Genomic DNA, 21,061 nt, shown 5'->3' on the forward strand with positions numbered 1-21,061 from the left:
TATCCTACGTAGTTTGCTATAGTCAATATATATTGTTAAATGTTTAATTAAATTCCTATGTTAAGGAAATTTCTAAAGGAGAGATATCTTGGGACAGATTGTAACTGAATTATCAAAAGAAATTATTCTAGAAATGAAACAGTACTATCAGAATGCTCTTACCTCTACACCGCAAGGAGCAGTATTTCGAGCTAAGACTTCCAGTGCCGTTATTACCTCATATAAATCAGGTAAAGTACTATTCCAAGGAAAATCTCCTGAAGTGGAAGCTGATAAATGGGTAAATAATAAGACACAACCTAGCTTAATAAAAACTAAAACAAACAAAAAACATACCTATTCACCAGAGCCAACAATATTTTCAAATAGTCATATTGGTTCTGATGAAGCTGGTACTGGAGATTATTTCGGACCAATTACAGTGGGAGCGGTCTATGTAGAGAAAGAGCAAATCAATTTATTAAAGGATTTGGGAATTAGAGACTCCAAAAACTTAACTGACCCTATCATTAAGGACTTATCTAAAGAAATTGTGAAATTAAATATTCCGTATTCGCTTGTTATTTTACATAATGAAAAATATAACCGATTACAAAGAAAAGGTTGGTCCCAGGGGAAAATGAAAGCAATGTTACACCATGCAGCCATAAATCATTTGAGAAAAAAAATCGGTAAAGAAGCATTTTACGAAGGTATATTAATTGATCAGTTTTGTGAACCAGGTGTATATATCAATTATTTAAAATCAGAAAATCGAGTATTACAAGAAAAAACCTATTTTATGACAAAAGCAGAAAGTTACTCTATTGCTGTGGCTGCAGGTTCTATTGTTGCTAGAACTAGTTTTGTCAAGGAAATAGAAAAACTTTCAAATGAATTTGGCATTGAATTACCAAAAGGAGCTTCTAATAAAGTAGATCAGGTTATCGCAAAAATCATTAAAACAAAGGGAGAAAACGCCTTAGATTCGTTGGCAAAAGTACACTTTGCAAACACAAAAAAAGCAATAAAATACTTAAATTAGTTGATTATGTAAAAAAAGGTTGCTTATGCATGCATAAGCAACCTTTTTATTTTAAAGAAAGCTAGTCAACGATAGTTACCTCAACGGTACGTCTGCCCCAATTATTTGCTTGTTCTTTCGTCGGTACATGGATATCAATCTTATTTCCATTAATTGCACCACCTGTATCCGAAGCAGTTGCATAACCATATCCTTCCACATGTACTTTAGTTCCTAAAGGAATGACATTTGGATCTACAGCAATTACTTTCGCATTTGGATTTGATCTTAAATCAACACCAGTTGCTGTTATACCGGAACATCCTGTACAATGAGCGGTATATGCTGTAGCTTCAACGGAAATGGTTTTCCCTTGTGGTGTCGAATCATTATTAGTACTTTCTTGTGTAGTTTCCTTTTCCTCCTTGACCTCAATTGAAGTTACTTTAGCATCAGATGCAGGATTGGAGTTTACCGCTGGAACATTACCATTCAAAGTTAGTTTCTGACCGGCATAAATCATGTTAGATGATAGATTATTCATTGATTTTAGTTGGGTTACGGTTAAACCGTTATTTCCACTAATCTTACCTAATGTATCCCCTTTTTTAACAATATAATAACCTTCTTGATGACCTTGTTGTTTTTCCTGTTTTACTTCCTTGCCACCTTCAGTTTGTAAAATTTGTTTTGGATAGATTAACGTACCTTTTAAGTTATTCACTTCCATTAACGATTCTACTGTTGTGTTATGTGCTAATGCAATTTCCCAAAGTGTATCCCCTTTTTGCACTTCATGTTGTGCTGATGCTACGGTTATTCCCACAAAGCTTGCCAAGATCAATCCCAAAAATACGGCTACTAAATTTTTCATTATGTAGTCCCCCTTTTAATTGATTAAAGCCTTTGTTGCACTTTTGCAGACTTTTACGGTGGGGCGAGTAATGAAGCCCCTGGAAGAAAGTTTGAACTTTCCTATCTGCCAAGCTAATCGTAACATGGTTAACACCTTAGTGCGGTTACACTCCATTTAAGAGTATATTTCATACATTACAACTACTATATAATTTGTTTAATAGGTTCTATTCTCTATAAGACAAACATACCTATAATAATTTGGGTTCTTACTGCTATGAAATTTTATTAGAAAAAACTCGGTTTTGCTATTAGACTTGCATGTATATCGTTGCACTTGAATCCACATAAAAAACACATAGAATCTTCCTTTCAGAAAATTCTATGTGTTAACGGTACAAACTTTTATGAACGTATATAAGAATTAAATTTATTATTTACTGCTTCCACAATTTTTTCAAATGAAGCTTCTACTTCATCGTCCAACAATGTTTTATGCGGATCTTGGTAAAGCAAGCTATATGCAACTGATTTCTTACCATCTGGAACATTTTCGCCTTCATACACGTCAAAAATACTTACTTGTTTGACAAGTGGTGCACCTACTTCTTCTATTACAGTTTTAACATCACCTGCCAAAACATCATTATCTAGAATGAAGGCAATGTCTCTGGCAACAGATGGATATTTCGAAATCTCTTCAAATGATGGTTCACCATCGTAAGCATCAAGGATTTCTTCAAGATTTAAATCAAATACGTATGTGTCTTTTAAATCTAATTCTTTTTGTAAACTAGGGTGTAACTGCCCAACAAACCCAATCGTTTTATCTTGAATTTTGACAACCGCTGTTCTACCTGGATGCATATTGTCAACTTTCGCTTGATGGAAACTTATTGATACTTTTAAGTAGTCCGATAAACCTTCCAAGATTCCTTTTACAACAAAGAAATCAACTTCTTTTTCCTCTTGTTGCCATGATTGCTCCAACCATTTTCCTGTTATCGCACCTGCAATTCTTAACAATTCTTTTGGCTGTTTGCTAATCTTTTGTTCATTAGAAATGAATACAGATCCCATTTCGAAGTATGCAAGATTACTTTGATTTCTAGCCAAATTATATGTTAAGGTACCTAACATTTCAGGTAACATACTTAATCTTAAATATTTGTGGTCTTCACTCATAGGCATCGCAAGGTTAATCGGAGTTGGATTCTGTTTCGATATTTCCGGACTTACTAGTCGATTTATATTTTTCTCGTTTGTAAGCGAATAAGTTAATATCTCTGAAAGACCAGCTGATTGCATATATTGTTTCACTTTACGTTTTAATAATTGCTTTTCTGTTAAACGTCCAGCTTGATTTGAACCTTCTGGTAAGGTATATGGCAACTTATCATATCCATAAATTCTTGCCACTTCTTCTAACATATCCTCAAATATTGTAACATCTCCGCGACGAGTCGGAACTTGAATTGTAAATGCCTCACCATCTTGTGTGAACGGGAATTGTAATCTGTTCAAAATATTCACAATTTCTTCACTAGTAATTTCTGTTCCTAATTTCGCATTGATAGCAGAAGTCTCCATTGTTACTACTTTTTCCGACTTGTCTAACTCGTCGAATTCAACTACACCAGATAATACTTTCCCATTTGCATATTTTTGTAAAAGATAGCTTGCACGCATACCTGCTTTTTTCACACGATTTGGATCAACGCCTTTTTCAAATCGTGTACTGGATTCACTTCGTAAACCAGTCGCTTTAACCGTTTTGCGAACCGATCCACCATCGAAATAGGCCGCTTCAAGTAAAACATTTTTTGTTTCTGATGTTACTTCTGTGTTAGCACCACCCATAACTCCAGCCAAAGCAGTTGGTACCTTTCCATTTGTAATAAGTAACTGTTCTGTCGTTAGCGTTCTTTCTTGATCATCAAGAGTAACCATCGTTTCCCCTTCATTAGCACGGCGAACTACGATTTTCTCTGATGAAAAACGATCATAATCAAAAGCATGTAAAGGTTGACCGTATTCCATTAATACATAGTTTGTAATATCTACAACATTATTAATTGGACGAACACCAACGGCCATTAAATAGTTTCGCATCCATAATGGAGATGGCTTTATTTCTACATCCTGAATGATAAATGCACCATAATATGGATTTAGTTCCGGTGCTTCTACCTCAATAGCGATATAATCTTCCGTTTTCCCTTCACTAGTAGAATATTCTTCTTCAGGGAGATTCACTTCTTTATTAAGAATAGCAGCTACATCATATGCCACTCCTAGCATACTTAAAGCATCCGCTCTGTTTGCTAAAACATCTAAGTCTAAGATGGCATCATTTAAATTTAAAAGGGAAACAACACTTTCACCTACTACAGCATCTTCCGGGAATACAAAGATCCCATCAGCAATATCTGTTGGGATATATTTTTCATCTACCCCAAGTTCCTGTAATGAGCAAATCATTCCATTGGATTCGATACCGCGTAATTTTACTTTCTTAATTTTAAATCCACCCGGAAGTTTTGCTCCTGGTTTTGCCACCGCAACTTTTTGTCCTTCGGCGACGTTTGGAGCGCCACACACGATTTGTAAAGTTTCATCCCCAACATCGACTTGACATAAATTTAATTTATCTGCGTTAGGGTGTTTCTCGCACGATACAACATATCCAACAACAACATTCGTACTTTCTTCGGCAAAATACTCAACGCCTTCTACTTCAATACCAGATTTCGTAATTTTTTCAGCAAGTTCTTCTGGAGTAATATCTCCTAAATCAACGTAATTTTTTAACCAATTAAATGAAACTAACATACGAGTCCCTCCTTTAAGCCTTATGATATTGTTTTAAGAAACGAACATCATTCGTATAAAAACCACGAATGTCGCTGACACCGTATTTCAGCATAGCAATTCGTTCCGGTCCCATTCCAAATGCAAATCCGGAATAAACTTTTGGATCATAGCCTGCCATGGATAAAACTTTTGGATGAACCATTCCGCCACCAAGAATTTCAATCCAGCCAGTTCCTTTACAAACACTACATCCTTCTCCATGACAAACTTTACAAGAAATATCCATCTCAACAGATGGTTCTGTAAATGGGAAAAAACTCGGACGTAAACGGATTTTGCGCTCCTCACCAAACATCTTTTTAGCAAATTTATCTAAGGTACCTTTTAAATCACTCATCCTTACATTTTTATCTACATATAATCCTTCAATCTGTGTAAATTGATGAGAATGTGTAGCATCATCTGTATCACGACGGTACACTTTACCAGGACAAATCATTTTTACTGGCTGATTCCCTTCATACTCCTGCATTGTACGTGCCTGAACCGGAGAAGTATGCGTACGTAACAATAGTTCATTTGTTATATAAAAGGAATCCTGCATGTCTCGGGCTGGATGGTTTTTGGGTAAGTTTAGGGCTTCGAAGTTAAAATAATCTGTTTCTACTTCTGGACCTTCTTTCACTTCATATCCCATTCCAATAAATAAATCCTCAATTTCTTCGACAATACTTGTTAGTAAATGGGGACCACCAATGTTAACAGGTCTTCCGGGTAATGTGACATCAATAGATTCTTCTTCTAGTCTTTTTTCTAAGGCTGCTTGCTCTAAACTCGTCGCTTTCTCTTCAATTGAAGTTGTAATCGCATCACGGACTGCATTAGCCATTTGGCCTATAATTGGACGTTCTTCGCTAGATAATTTTCCCATCCCTTTTAACACTTTTGTAATGGATCCTTTTTTTCCTAAGTAACTTACACGTATATCTTGTAATTCTTTCAGATTTGCAGCTTGCGTTACTTTTTCCAAAGCTTCTTTTTGAATAGCTTCTAATTGATCTTTCATTATTTTTAGCCTCCCTTTTTTTACATTTGAATGAAAATAAAAAAAGCCCTCATTCCCAATAAGGGACGAGGACTTGTATTCGCGGTACCACCCTTGTTGGCACATTAATTGTGCCCAACTCAATACTTGATAACGGATAAATCCGGAACACCTTTCTTTAAACAAAATATTTTGTACTCACATCTTTTATTTTGTTTAGCTCCAAGTGTCAGCTCCAGAGTGAAGGGACAACATTCCATACGATGGAAATGCTCACAGTCTTAGACATTTCCTCCCTGTAACGCTCATGAATGTTATCAAACTCTTTCGACGCGTTCATATATTTCATTCATTTTTTCGTATTTTATTACATTATAGTTAATTATTTCACTTGTTGCAACTATCCTTTGCATAATACATCAAAATCCCTGCAGCAATACTGACATTTAAAGATTCAGCTTGTCCATATATGGGGATCTTTACAATTTTATCTGCTTGGTTAATGATTTCTTTATTAACGCCTGCTCCTTCATTTCCTAAAACAATAGCCACTTTCGTATCTATTGATACTTCATGGTATAATGTTGCCCCTTCTAATGCTGTAGCCCATATGGAAAATCCATCTGCTTTTAATTCAGGTATAACTTTTTGTAAATCCTTTTCGAATATCGGAATATGAAAAATAGATCCTTGCGTTGCACGTATAACTTTATCATTGTATAAATCTACCGTACCATTCCCAAGAATGACCCCATCAAATCCAGCTGCATCTGCAGTTCGTATAATTGTTCCTAAATTACCAGGATCTTGTACCGAATCAATTAATAAGATATGTTTTCCCACAACATCTTCCATTTTCTTCATTTCGATTATAGCTGCAATACCTTGTGGACTTCTCGTTTCAGAAATATGCTCGAATACATTATTACTTACTTCAATAATGTGAAAATCATCGCACCAAGATGGTAGTTCTACCCCTTCTTGTACGATAATTTCCTTTATACCCCAATTACTATTTTTCGCTTCTTGTAATAAATGGTACCCTTCAACAAGAAATGTTTGAGTATTGGTCCGTTCTTTTCGCTTTTGTAATTTTTTCCATGCTTTAACTTGCTCATTTTTTACAGAAGTAATCATTTCGTTCATCCTTCATCGATTTTCTCCATATTATCATACATATTATTGCATTCATTGGTCAAACTATCCATAGTTAAAAAACAAAGGAGTTGTCACCATGGATCTAAATATTCGTAAAGCAATTTTACACAATCTCTCTAATAACGATCAAAACCAATTAGAAGAAACAATAGTAGACGCTATACAAGCTGGCGAAGAAAAAATGCTACCTGGTCTAGGGGTATTATTTGAACTAATTTGGCAGCAATCCAGTCCGGAAGATAAACAAGAAATGGTTCAGGCTTTAGAACAAGGTGTTAAACAAGCAACTAACTAAAAACTCCTCATATGAAATAGATGCTTCATTGCATCTATTTCTTTTATTTCCAAAGATCCCCCTATACTGTTTACGATACATATTTAGAGATTGCCAATTTCAATAATTAAACGTAAAATAGTAAATATACGAAAGGGGAATACCAAATGGAAATAAGAGACTTACAACAATTTATTCAACTTCAAGCTATTGTGAATATGACTTCTCACTTTAACTCTTCAGTAAAAAGTTCCCCTATGGCTGAACTAACGTTTAAGCATATATTACAAGATAAAATGAACGAACTAATAGCGGATCAAAATATTAAGGAAAAACAGCCAAATCCTTTACCGAGCTTACCTAATAAAATGGAGAAAGCATACATACCTACCTCTTCATACGATGCTGAAATTACAGAAATAGCTCGTAAATATAAAATAGATGAGAAATTGATTCACTCTGTTATTAAACAAGAATCAAACTATAACCCTTATGCTAGAAGTTCAGTAGGTGCCCAAGGGCTAATGCAGTTAATGCCAGCAACCGCAAAAGGATTAGGGGTTACCAATCCTTTTGATGTTAAGCAAAATATCGAGGGTGGTACCAGATATTTAGCCCAGATGTTATCCCGGTATAATGGAAATACAGAATTAGCATTAGCAGCTTACAATGCTGGTCCCGGTAATGTAGATAAATATAACGGAATCCCCCCATTTAAAGAAACACAAAATTACGTTCGGAAGATAATGAATCATTACTTAGCCTAAACATACATTAAACCTCAAGCGAAAGTCTTTGCTTGAGGTTTTTTTACGTTGTTAGGAATGTATAAAGAAGAATAACCGTCAGTGGGGTTCCATTTATCCCCACTGATGGCATCACGGACTTTTCTTCTGTGATTGCATGCTCTTTTGGCCGTGATAGCACGTGCACCTGGTTCTGTCAAGTAGACAGTACTGAAGTGTCTCTAAATTTTTACTCAATACATTGTCTTACCAAATATTTGAGCTCTTATCATATCCACCACCCTTGCCAGGCATTTGGGTTCGTGGTGGTGAATAAAGTGGCGAATCGGGAAAAATAAAGCTATTAAAGCTCCCTATTCGCACACACAGCGTACCACGAACCATCTCTTCTAAGCTCTCGTTGGTCGGGGCCCCTATCCCCAACACAACGAATCGCCAAGAAGAGGCATGCCTGGCAAGGGCAAGCAGCTCCGCTGTGGCTCCCTGCATGCATTTTTAACTGGCATAACGCTTGATGTATTTTACGGGACTTGTTTGTAATTTTGTGTTGATTCGATTATGATTAAAGTAATGGATATATTGGTTTGCCGCATTTTGAACTTCAAATACATTCTTTGCATTTTCAAAGAAGCATTCTATTTCACACTTGTAATGACTAAAGAAGTTCTCAATGCATGCGTTGTCCCAGCAATTGCCTTTGCGAGACATAGATGGGGTGAGGCCCATCTCTTTGACACGCATTTGATAACCAGCGTTTGTGAATTGTGTGCCTTGATCACTATGTAGAATGGCACCTTTCACAAACTTTTTTTCTTTTAAACGATTTAATGCTTCGTACACAAGTTCTATATCTTGACGATGACTAATTGCATACGCCACAATCTCGTCATGAAATAAATCTTTAATCGCACACAGATAAATATATTTGTTTGGTCCCTTTTCCACTGGTAAATAGGTAATATCAATCGCAAACTTTATTCCAGGTTTCTTCGCTTGAAAGTTGCGGTTTAATAGATTAGGTACTTTTTTATTTATTTCGTTACGCTTGACAGAACGCCTTTGACGGATTTTACAACGAATACCATATTTCCGCATGATCTTGGATACACGCCTCTCTCCAACCTCAATGCCATATTCATCTTTTAATGCCATTTTCATTCTTTTTCTCCCCAACGTACCACGATGTTTATGATGTAATTTGATGATGTAGTTGTATAATTCTTCATCCCTTTGTGCCTGAACACTACCCCCTCCACGTTTTTTCCATTTATAATAACCAGATCGTGATACATCAGTCAGTTGAACTAACATCGTAACAGGATAATCTTTCTCATTCGCTTCTATAAAGGAAAATTGTACCTCTTTCTGCTTTCTCACATCCTTTCCAGCTCCAAAAGCTTTTTTAAATATTCAATTTGTAATGCTTGTCTTTCGATAATTTCATCTTTGGTTTCCTCTTCTTTTCGTTTCTGTTTACCTATGCTTTTCATACCTCTTGTATCTTTTAACGCTTCATAACCTCCTTCACGTACTTTATTAACCCAACGATTCGCTACTCGAGGTGCACTAATGTTATATTCTTTTATCAAATCACGGATCGCGTGCCCCTCGAAATATTTTTCAACTACTGTTTTCTTTAATTCATAACTGTATCTTTTTAGTTGTCTTGCCATATTCATCCCCTAATTTCTATCTTTTTCTACTATAAGATTATCAAATGAATAGGACACTTTCTAAAATTGTCTACTTTACTGATACAATAACAACGTGTCACGGACATTTCTTCGACGATTGCTTGCTCTTTTGGCCGTGATAACACGTGCACCTGGTTCTGTCAAGTAGACAGTACTGAAGTGTCTCTAAATTTTTACTCAATACATTGTCTTACCAAATATTTGAGCTCTTATCATATCCACCACCCTTGCCAGGCATTTGGGTTCGTGGTGGTGAATAAAGTGGCGAATCGGGAAAAATAAAGCTATTAAAGCTCCCTATTCGCACACACAGCGTACCACGAACCATCTCTTCTAAGCTCTCGTTGGTCGGGGCCCCTATCCCCAACACAACGAATCGCCAAGAAGAGGCATGCCTGGCAAGGGCAAGCAGCTCCGCTGTGGCTCCCTGCATGCATTTTTAACTGGCATAACGCTTGATGTATTTTACGGCTATGTGTAAAATAGTTCTCGAGGATTTGAAACTAAATTCTAGAAAAAAAAGAAAAGGCACTCTATCATTAATGTATGCTACCAGGCAAATACATTAGAAAGAGGCCTTTTCATGAATACAATTATATCAAAAATAAGTGATTTATTAAAGGGTACAAATAATTTAATTGACTTTGAGGAACAAGTTCAAATATGTTTATATGATCTTCTTACAACACTGATGGGTAACGTTTTTACACAGCTTAATCAAACAATTAAAAGAGAATTGCAAAGTAAGGGTTGGACAGTGGAACGAGAGGATGAAAAGACGATTCAGTTTATCTTTGGGGCGGTTCGTTTTACTCATACATTAATGCACGATGAGAATGGGAAGGCACATTATCCCTTTGATGAGTGGATTGGATTTAGAAAGTACCAACGACACAGTCCTTTGGTTGAAGTAAAAGTGGCAGAGTTGGCTAGTGAGAGTACGTATCGAGAAACGGCACGTATATTAAGGGAATGGACTGCCGTAAACCTAAGTCACACAACTGTGGGAAGTATAGTGAAACGTGTAGGAGAAGCACAAGCAAAAGCCGATGAGGAAATGTTAGTTGAATTAGAGGAGGCTGCCTATTTACCAAAAGGAGAAGAATTAGACTTTTTATTTGCCGAGGCAGATGGTGTATTTGTGCGTGGAACAAAGAAAAAGACAAGTCACGAAGTCCATCATGCGGTACTCCACGAAGGTTGGTGTAGAAATGGAAAGCGCATTTCACTAAAGAATCCACAGGTCATCATGACAACCAAACCAACGAATGATTTTTGGAAAGAAGTCCAAGCGTATACGGCTAATCATTATTCCTTAGAAAAGACTCAAGTGGTTACGAATAGTGATGGTGGCCAAGGCTATACTGCAGAACGTTTTCAAGAAGCTTTCTCACAGTCCGAATATCCAGTTTTAAATCAATTGGATTCCTTTCATATTTCCAAGGCGTTGAACCGAACTTTTGGAGCTAAAAAGAGCCAGTTTAAGGATGGTGTACAAAAGGCAATCAAAGAGCACAATCTTGATGATTTTACACGTTGGATGGATACATTTGAGAGTACTTTAGAAACGGATAAACAACTGGAAAAAGCAGAGGTTTTTCGTAAATATATTGGCGGTAATTGGGATCGGATTTTTGATTGGAGAAAGAAAGTTGAGAATCCACCTAAAGACGCAAGAGGCATGGGCGCAATGGAATCCAACCAACGCCATATTTCATTCCGAATGAAAAAGCGTGGAATGCATTGGAGTTCAGAAGGTAGTGAAGCAATGGTGAAAATTAAGCAAGGGATTCTAAATAAAACATTACGATCTGTATATCTGAAGGATCAAAAACGAAGTGTTAGAAAGCAGCGTGACGTGAAAAAGACGGTTCGTATGACAGAATTCCTACGCCAGGTGACACAACCATCAATAGGAGTAAAACAAGGCAAAATAAGCCTAAATACAGCTCATTCATCAGCTATTGGACAGTTAATAAAAAGTTTTAGTTAACTCCCTGATTTTTAGGTAAGGTTCTTGGTTTTTAGAACGTTACCTAAAAATTGGGGACAGCAAGCGACGGAGGTCGCGCGGTAGCCGAAAAAGTGTACAAAAATAGAGTGCCGAAGATATTGGTGTGAAAGACACACCGAGAAAAACTTGACACATACATTTTACGGGACTTGTTTGTAATTTTGTGTTGATTCGATTATGATTAAAGTAATGGATATATTGGTTTGCCGCATTTTGAACTTCAAATACATTCTTTGCATTTTCAAAGAAGCATTCTATTTCACACTTGTAATGACTAAAGAAGTTCTCAATGCATGCGTTGTCCCAGCAATTGCCTTTGCGAGACATAGATGGGGTGAGGCCCATCTCTTTGACACGCATTTGATAACCAGCGTTTGTGAATTGTGTGCCTTGATCACTATGTAGAATGGCACCTTTCACAAACTTTTTTTCTTTTAAACGATTTAATGCTTCGTACACAAGTTCTATATCTTGACGATGACTAATTGCATACGCCACAATCTCGTCATGAAATAAATCTTTAATCGCACACAGATAAATATATTTGTTTGGTCCCTTTTCCACTGGTAAATAGGTAATATCAATCGCAAACTTTATTCCAGGTTTCTTCGCTTGAAAGTTGCGGTTTAATAGATTAGGTACTTTTTTATTTATTTCGTTACGCTTGACAGAACGCCTTTGACGGATTTTACAACGAATACCATATTTCCGCATGATCTTGGATACACGCCTCTCTCCAACCTCAATGCCATATTCATCTTTTAATGCCATTTTCATTCTTTTTCTCCCCAACGTACCACGATGTTTATGATGTAATTTGATGATGTAGTTGTATAATTCTTCATCCCTTTGTGCCTGAACACTACCCCCTCCACGTTTTTTCCATTTATAATAACCAGATCGTGATACATCAGTCAGTTGAACTAACATCGTAACAGGATAATCTTTCTCATTCGCTTCTATAAAGGAAAATTGTACCTCTTTCTGCTTTCTCACATCCTTTCCAGCTCCAAAAGCTTTTTTAAATATTCAATTTGTAATGCTTGTCTTTCGATAATTTCATCTTTGGTTTCCTCTTCTTTTCGTTTCTGTTTACCTATGCTTTTCATACCTCTTGTATCTTTTAACGCTTCATAACCTCCTTCACGTACTTTATTAACCCAACGATTCGCTACTCGAGGTGCACTAATGTTATATTCTTTTATCAAATCACGGATCGCGTGCCCCTCGAAATATTTTTCAACTACTGTTTTCTTTAATTCATAACTGTATCTTTTTAGTTGTCTTGCCATATTCATCCCCTAATTTCTATCTTTTTCTACTATAAGATTATCAAATGAATAGGACACTTTCTAAAATTGTCTACTTTACTGATACAATAACAACGTGTCACGGACATTTCTTCGACGATTGCTTGCTCTTTTGGCCGTGATAACAGTTAATCGCACTTATTGGATCTTTACGGGCAGTTGATCTCCCACCTACCTTTTTGTTTCCCCAGATGCTTAAGATGGGATAAATGCCAAGTTTTTTAACACACAATGTCATTAATTTAACTTTTTTTCATACTATATTCTGGAGGTGGAAAAAATGGCAAGAGTTGCTTACCGAAACGCAGACGTTAACTTAATGGCAAGGATGATGCGAGCTGAAGCTGAAGGCGAAGGTAAACTAGGGATGCTATATGTAGGAAATGTAATTGTTAATCGTGCTGTAGCAGATTGTGTGGACTTTAATGAGTTAAGAACAATTGAAGATGTTATTTTTCAAGTGCAAGGAGGAAATTTCTCATTTGAAGCTGTTCAAAAAGGCAATGTTTTTTACCAAAGAGCAAGAGAATCTGAAAGAAGGTTAGCAAGACAGAATTTGGAATATTGGAGAAAACAACCAGCGAAATATGCCCTTTGGTACTTTAATCCATATGCTCCATGCCCTCCCACATGGTACAATCAACCATTTGCTGGTCAATTTAAACAACATTGTTTTTATGAACCCGCGGCTGGAACATGTGATAGCGTGTACTCTGGATAATTAATTTCCAAATGATATCTTTAAAGCAGTTACATTAAGTATACTCGGTAAGAGTTTATAGATTTTTTATCCTTATATATTCAATTGTAAAGTGACAATCGAATTATTTAATTTTAAAACCTCAAACAGCATAACCCCGTACTGATTTTAAGACGGGGTTAAAAGTTGATTTTTTTATGTAGATTACTTCACTGCACTTAAATATATAGCAAATCTCTTTGACTGCTTTTCAAAAAACAAGGCTTTGAGTAAAAATTCTCTAAGCCTTGTTTCATACTTATGCAAATATTAATTTTTTAAGCGTTTCAGCATCTAATTTCTTGATTACCTCCACAATTAGCTTTACTGCATTCTCAAAATCATCTCGATGTAGAATACCGGCATGAGAATGAATATAACGTGTTGCAATGGTGATGGAAAGTGACGGAACACCATTTGCGGTTAGATGGATTGAGCCCGAATCCGTCCCACCACCTGATAGAGCTGCATATTGGAATGGAATATTTTTTTCTTCTGCAGTTTCAATAAATAAGTCACGTAGACCTTTATGGGAAACCATGGAACCATCGTATAACATGATTTGAGGTCCTTCACCTAGCTTGCTGTCGGCTTCAGATGGTTTTATCCCTGGAGTATCTCCAGCAATCCCTACATCTACGCCAAAGCCAATGTCAGGCTGTATTTTATTAGCTGCCGTTTTCGCACCTCTAAGACCAACCTCTTCTTGCACATCGCCAACACCATAGACAACATTTGGATGGTTTACATCTTTCAGTTGTTTTAAAACTTCAATTGCGATTGCCAATCCAATGCGATTATCCCAAGCCTTTGCTAATAGCATTTTTTCATTTTTCAACGGTGTAAATTCAAAGTAAGGTACGATAGATTGTCCAGGTTTTACACCAAATTCTTCTGCTTCTTTCTTACTAGAAGCACCAATATCAATAAACATATCCTTAATTTCATAAGGTTTTTTCCGTACTTCTGGCGGAAGAATATGAGGTGGTTTTGAGCCAATCACCCCTGTTATATCTCCTTTTGCTCCTAGAATGGTTACTCGTTGCGCCAACATCACTTGACTCCACCAGCCACCAACTGTTTGGAAATATACATAACCCTTCTCATCAATTCGTGTAACCATAAAACCAACTTCATCTAAATGCCCAGCAATCATAATTTTGGGGCCGTTGGAATCTCCTACTTTTTTGGCAATGGTACTACCTAAATTATCATATTCGATTTCATCCGCGTATGGTGAAATGTATTTTTCAAAAACTTCACGAACTTCTTTCTCATTCCCCGGAATTCCTCTTGCATCGGTTAAATCCTTAAGCATGATTAACGTTTCATCTAATTGTGTCATATATATAACCTCCTTCTATTATTGTGAGCCTTGTATAAAGAAGACTCCCATCAGTGGGGCGTTCCTTCATCCTCCACTGATGGTTAGTCGCACTTATCGGACCATTATGGGCAGTTGATCTCCCACCTGCCTTCTTTATTTCCCCAGAAGCTTGAGATGGGAGTCTTACTGCCCTTTTAGGCGGGGCAAACATTAATATCCTTTATTTTGTCTTTCAAAATTTATTTCATTCTTCTTATAATAAGCAACTTGTATGTCAGATTCACTGAACCCTAATACTTCTCCTAGTAGTAAGAAATTCATAAATAGCTGTTCATAAGTTTCCTTTGATACATTTTTATAAAAATTTATACAAGATTCAAATACTATATTAAATTGTTCCGTTTCAGCAGCTCGTGTTAATTCACTGAGGTTTCTACTAGTGTATCGATATCCTTTTTCTAATCCAAGTGATAAAATAAAATGAAGACCATCTACGTATTCTTCCAAAATAATATCATTATTATTTCGTGATTTGTTGCTCCAAAACTTAAAACATCTCGTTTCATTAGCAAGCTCACCAAGTTCAACTAGTAAAGCTAAGTATTTTTCTTGGAATAAATCTTGATTTTTTAATTGGTGATTTGATTCAATATGGTTGTCTAAACTTTGTTGCATGGAATATAATTCTTCCCAATTCATAAATGTATATCCTCACTCTCTCTTTTTTATTGTCGGGAAATTATAAAATTTGTATGGCTATGTATAACTTAGATACAGAAATAGCCACGTCCGGCTCCAGCGCCCAGTGACTAGTAGACTTCCTTCACCTCCGTTCGATAAGTCAACATCGGCTCGCTCACGCTCACCGTGTTTCCTTTATCTCCTACGGCTCAGTCCAGTCTATACGTCAATAAACGGGCGCTTGCGCCTTTGTTCTGATTGTACCATGATTTTTTAGTATTCGTGAAACTATTGTATCAAGTAATACGTATGGAGATTAACGAATTAAATAGGGAGTCGATCATAATGATAGTTATTTTATTTCGTATACTTATCCTTATCGCGATAGCTTTTCTTATTTATACATGGATCGAGTACACTAGAAACCCAGAAAGACAATTAAAAATTGCAAAACAATCTAACCATTTTTATATGGTAGATGAAGCGAATAATAGCAAGAAAAACTTGAAGCTTGTGTATAAAGGATGTGTCTTTGAAGGCGAAAAATATATAGGCGTGGTGGATGATTCATTTGAAGTGGTGGATATTGATATTAGTATTCGTGACCCATTTGATTTGAAAGGGTTTACTCGCGAGGATTTATATTTCTTAGAAAATGAAATACTTATTAGATACCCACATGCAAAAATCAAATGGAAACATCCTATAAATGAAATACTTATTACGAAAATGGAGTAGTATTAGACCTTCCACAAAAACATTTTAAGCCGAAAAAACCAATTAACTTGGATTTTTCGGCTTTTATTTGTTAAGTACTCATCTGGAAAAAGTCTCGCCACTTTATAATAATTTCTTTACTTCTAACCAAATAAATGAAAGGTAGTAAACCAATTAAAAATATGAAAATATGAAATGGGGATAAATTCGCAATCCATCCGCCTAAACATGTATAAACGATGGCTAACGGAATGTTAGATAATAAAGATGATTTCGTGTACTGCTTCATCCCAGAAGATATTTCCATAATGCATAAAGACAATAGATGAAAATGAATAAAAGGGACAAGTCTAAGTATGGCGATTTGGGATGTATTTAATGTAGTGCTACTCCCTAGTAGTTTTTGTTTCAATCGGATTAGTTTATCTAATTTTTTGGGCATCCGATTAACTAATCCATAAAATATAACGCTAGATAAGGTTATTCCTACAACCGAATAAATAGTGCCTGCTATCGGCCCGTATAAAATTCCTCCTGTGACACATACAAATACTACCGGGAGAAAGAATAATGGCCTTATTAAATGAAAACAAATAAATAATAACGGTGAAAGTAATCCTCCCATTTCGATAAACGCCATTACATAGTTCCCAATGTACTCCATAACTTTCCTCCTTTTGCCAGTTTCTAGCTGTTCTCCCTGAGAAAAGTACCCTGCACTTCAGATTTCTACCTTCTATTCATTTATATGACCTTAAATGCTATTTATGATAAGGTTCAACTAGCAAGACCTGACAAATAGAAAAACAAAAAGAAGTTTAAAATGATGAAGATTGGCATTCCAATTGTAAAAGATTTATGTTTCGTTTTATGACGGTATCGTTGCATCCCAATATAGGTTCCTGGTGCTCCACCTAACAAAGCGATGATCCAAAAAGTTCTTTCTGGTATTCGGTATTTTTGTTTCACTGCTTTTTGTTTATCTACTCCCATTAAAATAAACCCAACAATGTTTACCCCTAAAATATAATAGATGATGGAATTCACTTTTTCCTCCTAGTTTGCAATAAAAAACCGAACCCATGTCTAAATGGATTCGGCTTATTTCAAATTATTTTAAAGCACCTTTTGCTTGTTCTACTAACTGAGCAAATGCTTTTTCATCGTTAACTGCTAAATCGGATAACATTTTACGGTTAATGTCAATTCCAGCTACTTTAAGTCCGTGCATTAATTTGCTGTAAGAGATACCGTTTAGACGAGCAGCTGCATTAATACGTGCAATCCATAATTTACGGAAGTCACGTTTTCTTTGTCTACGGTCACGATAAGCATATTGACCAGATTTAATTACTTGTTGTTTTGCAGTTTTAAATAGAGTTCTCTTTGAACCATAATAACCTTTAGCTAATTTTAATACGCGTTTACGACGTTGGCGCGTTACTGTTCCACCTTTTACACGTGGCATATTAATTCCCTCCTAATACATTTCCGAATCTATATTTATCATTAATAGTCTAATTATTTAGGTAACATTGTTTTGATACGTTTGTAGTCCCCAGTAGATACAACAGCACTTTTACGTAGTTTACGTTTTTGCTTTTGAGATTTGTTAGCAAATAAGTGACTAGTGTATGCATGAGATCTTTTTAATTTTCCAGAACCAGTTCTTGTAAAACGTTTTTGAGTCCCTTTATGAGTTTTCATTTTAGGCATAATTTATTTCCTCCTCGTAATGTTGCATCTATTACTTCTTTTCACTAATCGGAGCGAGCATCATAAACATATTACGACCTTCCATTTTCGGTTTGGATTCAATTGTCGCAACATCTTTAAGTTCTTCAGCTAGACGAGTTAAAACCTCTTGTCCTAGCTCTTTGTGTGTGATTGCACGTCCTCGGAAACGAACGGATGCTTTTAATTTATCTCCCTTTTCAAGGAATTTTTTCGCGTTCTTAACCTTCGTTTCGAAGTCATGATCGCCAATACCTGGTGTAAACCGTACTTCTTTTATATTAATAATCTTTTGTTTTTTACGAGCTTCTTTTTCCTTTTTCTGTTGCTCATAACGATATTTCCCATAGTCCATAATTCGACATACAGGCGGTTTTGCATTTGGAGCAACTAAAACCAAATCCAAGTTTCTAGTTTGCGCAATCTCCAACGCTTCTTGACGTGTTTTCACACCAAGTTGATCCCCATTTGAATCGATAAGTCGTACTTCTCTTGCACGAATCTTTTCATTGACGTTCATATCTTTGCTAATAGTCAGACACCTCCAAAGTTTTTTCGATACTGATCTATTTGACAAGTCTTCATACATGAAAAAAGTGTCGGTAATACACCCACACATTCCAATTACACATAATAAATTTGGAACCAGTCAACTACACGAAACGTGCGTCGAACAGGTGAGAAGCGGGTGCTTCTACTTGTCTTTGAGATCATTTAATTTTTCAACTTTTAAAGTATATCACACTTAAGAAACCTAGTCAAATATTTTTCTCAGTCGAATGATATTAATTATATTTTACCATATTTCACGACAAAGGCCAAGTATGTGTAAATACATACTTGGCCTACCATTGCATTTATCGCACCTAGACGAGCAGCCCGTAAAGGTCCGATAAGTACCACTAGCCACCAGTGGGGATGAAAGAAAAGCCCACACTTGATGGAAGTCTTCTTTATTTATTACGTAATTTGCGTTCTGTAATTTCCTTTTGAATAAGATTTTCAAAATCTTCATAGGAAATTGTTTCTGATTTTTGTTCTCCATAACGACGAACATTTACGGCGTTGTTTTCAATTTCTTTGTCACCTAAAACGAGCATGAAAGGTGTTTTTTGAGTTTGTGCTTCACGAATCTTATAGCCGATTTTCTCATCTCTTTCATCCACTTCAATACGAACACCTTGTCTTCTTAATTTATCCGCAACTTCCTTCGCATAATCTAAATGAATCTGCGGAGAAACAGGGATTACTTTCACTTGTACTGGGGCAAGCCAAGTTGGGAAAGCACCCTTATATTCTTCAATTAAGAATGCAACAAAACGTTCCATAGTAGAAACGACACCGCGGTGAATAACAACAGGACGATGTTCTTTCCCGTCTTCACCAATATAAGATAAATCAAATCGCTCAGGTAATAAAACATCTAATTGAACAGTAGATAATGTTTCATCCTTACCTAAAGCAGTTTTAACTTGTACATCTAATTTTGGACCATAGAATGCTGCTTCTCCCTCTGCTTCCACATAATCCAAATTCAAGTCGTCCATTGTTTGTTTTAAAGTGGATTGTGTTTTTTCCCACATTTCATCGTCGTCAATATATTTTTCCTTATCCTCTGGATCACGATAAGAAAGACGGAAATAGTAATCTTCAATTCCAAAGTCTTTATATACATGTTGAATTAATTCTACAACACGAGTAAATTCTTCTTTTAATTGATCTGGTCTAGCGAAGATATGAGCGTCATTTAAAGTCATTGCACGAACACGTTGAAGTCCCGCTAACGCACCACTCATTTCATAACGATGCATCGTTCCAAGTTCTGCAATTCTTACTGGTAATTGACGGTAGCTCCATAGTTGATTTTTAAATACCATCATATGATGTGGACAATTCATTGGACGCAATACTAATGTTTCATTATCCATTTCCATCGGTGGGAACATATCATCATCATAATGATCCCAATGTCCACTTGTCTCATATAGCTCCTTACTCCCCAGTACAGGTGTATAAACGTGATCATATCCTAAACGTTCTTCCAAATCCACAATATAACGTTCGATTGTACGACGAATAGTTGCCCCTTTAGGAAGCCATAACGGTAGACCTTGTCCAACTTTTTGAGAGACGGTAAAAATCCCTAATTCTTTACCTAGCTTACGATGATCACGTTCCTTACGTTCTTCTAAAATATGAAGATACTCGTCCAATTGACTTTGTTTTTCAAATGCAGTTCCATAAATACGTTGAAGCTGCTTATTATTGCTATCCCCACGCCAGTAAGCTCCTGAAATACTTAAAAGTTTAAATGCTTTAATTTTACTTGTAGAAGGGACGTGAATTCCTCGACATAGATCAAAGTATTCACCTTGCTCATAAATAGTCACTTGTTCCCCTTCTGGAATATCATCAATTAATTCAAGTTTCAGTTCATCATTAATTTCGCGAAAACGTTCTTTCGCTTCTTCACGTGAAACTTCTACTCGCTTAATTTCAAGATTCTCATCGACAATACGTTTCATTTCTTTTTCAATCTTAGGAAGATCCTCTGGAGTGATTTTATATTCCATGTCTAAATCATAATAAAATCCTTCATCAATTACAGGTCCAACACCAAATTGAACGTCTTTATATAATCGTTTAATCGCTTGAGCCATTAAATGTGCTGTGGAATGGCGCATGATATCTATAGATTCATTATTTTTATAAGTTAAGATTTCTATTTTCCCACCATGATCAAGTTCGCGTCTTAAATCTACTTGTTCACCATCTAATTTAATAGCTATAGCTTGTTTCTTTAATCCTGGAGAAATGGATGCTGCAATCTCCTCACCAGTTGTTCCAATTGGAAATCCTTTTTCATTACCATCTGGAAATATTATTTTAATTTCTTCTGCCATGTTGCTTGCTCCTTTCTATCTGTAAACATATATTAAATTAAAAAACG

The 21,061-nt window shown here is 36.0% G+C and carries 22 protein-coding genes and 1 other annotated feature; of the genes, 6 read left to right on the forward strand and 16 right to left on the reverse strand.

The annotated features are described in order from the left end of the window. Positions 1-88: 88 nt before the first annotated feature. Positions 89-1,024: a ribonuclease HIII gene (gene rnhC, locus MHI02_RS12920; protein WP_084823993.1), complete on the forward strand. Its 936-nt coding sequence runs from the start codon at positions 89-91 to the stop codon at positions 1,022-1,024. A gap of 61 nt (positions 1,025-1,085) precedes the next feature. On the opposite strand, the gene MHI02_RS12925 is transcribed toward rnhC, so the two are convergent. The 4 genes from MHI02_RS12925 to MHI02_RS12940 form a co-directional block, all read right to left on the reverse strand. Further along, positions 1,086-1,877, reverse strand: a complete 792-nt coding sequence (locus MHI02_RS12925) for a LysM peptidoglycan-binding and 3D domain-containing protein (RefSeq protein ID WP_047185351.1) — start codon at positions 1,875-1,877, stop codon at positions 1,086-1,088. 386 nt (positions 1,878-2,263) lie between these two features. Further along, the gene (gene pheT / locus MHI02_RS12930) at positions 2,264-4,690 is read right to left on the reverse strand and encodes a phenylalanine--tRNA ligase subunit beta (protein ID WP_341165958.1); all 2,427 of its coding nucleotides are present in this window, start codon (positions 4,688-4,690) and stop codon (positions 2,264-2,266) included. Positions 4,691-4,703: 13 nt separating this feature from the next. Beyond that, a complete protein-coding gene (gene pheS, locus MHI02_RS12935) occupies positions 4,704-5,738 on the reverse strand; it encodes a phenylalanine--tRNA ligase subunit alpha (RefSeq protein WP_047185353.1) in 1,035 nt (344 codons plus the stop codon). A gap of 366 nt (positions 5,739-6,104) precedes the next feature. Next, entirely contained in the window at positions 6,105-6,854 is a 750-nt protein-coding gene (locus MHI02_RS12940; RefSeq protein WP_047185354.1) for a TrmH family RNA methyltransferase, read from the reverse strand. Positions 6,855-6,951: 97 nt separating this feature from the next. On the opposite strand from MHI02_RS12940, the gene sspI reads away from it, so the two are divergent. Together sspI and MHI02_RS12950 are read left to right on the forward strand one after the other, a co-directional pair. Continuing rightward, positions 6,952-7,170 (forward strand): small acid-soluble spore protein SspI, encoded by a 219-nt coding sequence (gene sspI / locus MHI02_RS12945; RefSeq protein WP_047185355.1) that lies wholly within the window; start codon positions 6,952-6,954, stop codon positions 7,168-7,170. 146 nt (positions 7,171-7,316) lie between these two features. Next, positions 7,317-7,916, forward strand: a complete 600-nt coding sequence (locus MHI02_RS12950) for a lytic transglycosylase domain-containing protein (protein ID WP_047185356.1) — start codon at positions 7,317-7,319, stop codon at positions 7,914-7,916. A 474-nt stretch (positions 7,917-8,390) separates the two neighbouring features. Here MHI02_RS12950 and MHI02_RS12955 read toward each other — a convergent pair whose 3' ends face one another. Beyond that, positions 8,391-9,272 (reverse strand): IS3 family transposase, encoded by an 882-nt coding sequence (locus tag MHI02_RS12955; RefSeq protein ID WP_052771788.1) that lies wholly within the window; start codon positions 9,270-9,272, stop codon positions 8,391-8,393. Next, on the reverse strand, positions 9,269-9,568 hold the full coding sequence (locus MHI02_RS12960; protein WP_052771711.1) for a helix-turn-helix domain-containing protein: 300 nt from the start codon (positions 9,566-9,568) through the stop codon (positions 9,269-9,271). Before MHI02_RS12960 ends, MHI02_RS12955 begins: the two co-directional genes overlap by 4 nt. Before the next feature lie 604 nt (positions 9,569-10,172). Here MHI02_RS12960 and MHI02_RS12965 point away from each other — a divergent pair. Next, entirely contained in the window at positions 10,173-11,582 is a 1,410-nt protein-coding gene (locus MHI02_RS12965; RefSeq protein WP_341165774.1) for an ISLre2 family transposase, read from the forward strand. 39 nt (positions 11,583-11,621) lie between these two features. Here the strand turns inward: MHI02_RS12965 and MHI02_RS12970 are convergent, their stop codons facing one another. Then, positions 11,622-12,599: an IS3 family transposase gene (locus tag MHI02_RS12970; protein WP_341165959.1), complete on the reverse strand. Its 978-nt coding sequence runs from the start codon at positions 12,597-12,599 to the stop codon at positions 11,622-11,624. Then, positions 12,596-12,895, reverse strand: a complete 300-nt coding sequence (locus MHI02_RS12975; RefSeq protein WP_052771711.1) for a helix-turn-helix domain-containing protein — start codon at positions 12,893-12,895, stop codon at positions 12,596-12,598. The genes MHI02_RS12970 and MHI02_RS12975 overlap by 4 nt, the downstream gene beginning before the upstream one ends. Positions 12,896-13,193: 298 nt before the next feature. Between MHI02_RS12975 and MHI02_RS12980 the strand changes: the two genes are divergently transcribed. Continuing rightward, entirely contained in the window at positions 13,194-13,634 is a 441-nt protein-coding gene (locus MHI02_RS12980; protein ID WP_204797696.1) for a cell wall hydrolase, read from the forward strand. Positions 13,635-13,911: 277 nt separating this feature from the next. On the opposite strand, the gene MHI02_RS12985 is transcribed toward MHI02_RS12980, so the two are convergent. Then, positions 13,912-14,997 carry a M42 family metallopeptidase gene (locus MHI02_RS12985; protein ID WP_204797697.1) on the reverse strand — a complete coding sequence of 362 codons (1,086 nt, stop codon included), beginning with the start codon at positions 14,995-14,997 and terminating at the stop codon, positions 13,912-13,914. A 192-nt stretch (positions 14,998-15,189) separates the two neighbouring features. Then, entirely contained in the window at positions 15,190-15,678 is a 489-nt protein-coding gene (locus MHI02_RS12990; protein ID WP_047185360.1) for a dUTP diphosphatase, read from the reverse strand. A 327-nt stretch (positions 15,679-16,005) separates the two neighbouring features. Here MHI02_RS12990 and MHI02_RS12995 point away from each other — a divergent pair, with 327 nt between their 5' ends. Then, positions 16,006-16,398 (forward strand): hypothetical protein, encoded by a 393-nt coding sequence (locus tag MHI02_RS12995; protein WP_060668699.1) that lies wholly within the window; start codon positions 16,006-16,008, stop codon positions 16,396-16,398. 70 nt (positions 16,399-16,468) lie between these two features. Here MHI02_RS12995 and MHI02_RS13000 read toward each other — a convergent pair whose 3' ends face one another. From MHI02_RS13000 to thrS, 6 genes are all read right to left on the reverse strand, one after another. Then, positions 16,469-17,041, reverse strand: coding sequence for a TVP38/TMEM64 family protein (locus tag MHI02_RS13000; RefSeq protein ID WP_047185362.1), 573 nt, complete (start codon positions 17,039-17,041; stop codon positions 16,469-16,471). 113 nt (positions 17,042-17,154) lie between these two features. After that, positions 17,155-17,424 (reverse strand): DUF1294 domain-containing protein, encoded by a 270-nt coding sequence (locus MHI02_RS13005; RefSeq protein ID WP_225344043.1) that lies wholly within the window; start codon positions 17,422-17,424, stop codon positions 17,155-17,157. Between the two features lie 64 nt (positions 17,425-17,488). Continuing rightward, a complete protein-coding gene (rplT, locus tag MHI02_RS13010; RefSeq protein ID WP_047185364.1) occupies positions 17,489-17,845 on the reverse strand; it encodes a 50S ribosomal protein L20 in 357 nt (118 codons plus the stop codon). Between the two features lie 53 nt (positions 17,846-17,898). Beyond that, complete coding sequence (gene rpmI, locus MHI02_RS13015) at positions 17,899-18,093, reverse strand: 50S ribosomal protein L35 (protein ID WP_047185365.1); 195 nt, start codon at positions 18,091-18,093, stop codon at positions 17,899-17,901. A gap of 31 nt (positions 18,094-18,124) precedes the next feature. Continuing rightward, entirely contained in the window at positions 18,125-18,631 is a 507-nt protein-coding gene (gene infC, locus MHI02_RS13020; RefSeq protein WP_047185366.1) for a translation initiation factor IF-3, read from the reverse strand. 64 nt (positions 18,632-18,695) lie between these two features. Further along, positions 18,696-18,817, reverse strand: a sequence feature (ribosomal protein L20 leader region). 247 nt (positions 18,818-19,064) lie between these two features. Next, on the reverse strand, positions 19,065-21,014 hold the full coding sequence (thrS, locus tag MHI02_RS13025) for a threonine--tRNA ligase (RefSeq protein ID WP_341165960.1): 1,950 nt from the start codon (positions 21,012-21,014) through the stop codon (positions 19,065-19,067). Positions 21,015-21,061 lie beyond the last annotated feature (47 nt).

This window comes from Oceanobacillus sp. FSL K6-0118, from assembly GCF_038006665.1.
GTDB lineage: Bacteria > Bacillota > Bacilli > Bacillales > Amphibacillaceae > Oceanobacillus > Oceanobacillus caeni.

Excerpts from the sequence above, each read along its gene's own strand:
- MHI02_RS12925 (WP_047185351.1), bottom strand. The coding sequence starts at position 1,877 with ATGAAAAATTTAGTAGCCGTATTTTTGGGATTGATCTTGGCAAGCTTT.
- pheT (WP_341165958.1), bottom strand. The coding sequence starts at position 4,690 with ATGTTAGTTTCATTTAATTGGTTAAAAAATTACGTTGATTTAGGAGAT.
- pheS (WP_047185353.1), bottom strand. The coding sequence starts at position 5,738 with ATGAAAGATCAATTAGAAGCTATTCAAAAAGAAGCTTTGGAAAAAGTA.
- MHI02_RS12940 (WP_047185354.1), bottom strand. The coding sequence starts at position 6,854 with ATGATTACTTCTGTAAAAAATGAGCAAGTTAAAGCATGGAAAAAATTA.
- sspI (WP_047185355.1), top strand. The coding sequence starts at position 6,952 with ATGGATCTAAATATTCGTAAAGCAATTTTACACAATCTCTCTAATAAC.
- MHI02_RS12950 (WP_047185356.1), top strand. The coding sequence starts at position 7,317 with ATGGAAATAAGAGACTTACAACAATTTATTCAACTTCAAGCTATTGTG.
- MHI02_RS12960 (WP_052771711.1), bottom strand. The coding sequence starts at position 9,568 with ATGGCAAGACAACTAAAAAGATACAGTTATGAATTAAAGAAAACAGTA.
- MHI02_RS12965 (WP_341165774.1), top strand. The coding sequence starts at position 10,173 with ATGAATACAATTATATCAAAAATAAGTGATTTATTAAAGGGTACAAAT.
- MHI02_RS12975 (WP_052771711.1), bottom strand. The coding sequence starts at position 12,895 with ATGGCAAGACAACTAAAAAGATACAGTTATGAATTAAAGAAAACAGTA.
- MHI02_RS12980 (WP_204797696.1), top strand. The coding sequence starts at position 13,194 with ATGGCAAGAGTTGCTTACCGAAACGCAGACGTTAACTTAATGGCAAGG.
- MHI02_RS12985 (WP_204797697.1), bottom strand. The coding sequence starts at position 14,997 with ATGACACAATTAGATGAAACGTTAATCATGCTTAAGGATTTAACCGAT.
- MHI02_RS12990 (WP_047185360.1), bottom strand. The coding sequence starts at position 15,678 with ATGAATTGGGAAGAATTATATTCCATGCAACAAAGTTTAGACAACCAT.
- MHI02_RS12995 (WP_060668699.1), top strand. The coding sequence starts at position 16,006 with ATGATAGTTATTTTATTTCGTATACTTATCCTTATCGCGATAGCTTTT.
- MHI02_RS13000 (WP_047185362.1), bottom strand. The coding sequence starts at position 17,041 with ATGGAGTACATTGGGAACTATGTAATGGCGTTTATCGAAATGGGAGGA.
- rplT (WP_047185364.1), bottom strand. The coding sequence starts at position 17,845 with ATGCCACGTGTAAAAGGTGGAACAGTAACGCGCCAACGTCGTAAACGC.
- rpmI (WP_047185365.1), bottom strand. The coding sequence starts at position 18,093 with ATGCCTAAAATGAAAACTCATAAAGGGACTCAAAAACGTTTTACAAGA.
- infC (WP_047185366.1), bottom strand. The coding sequence starts at position 18,631 with ATGAACGTCAATGAAAAGATTCGTGCAAGAGAAGTACGACTTATCGAT.
- thrS (WP_341165960.1), bottom strand. The coding sequence starts at position 21,014 with ATGGCAGAAGAAATTAAAATAATATTTCCAGATGGTAATGAAAAAGGA.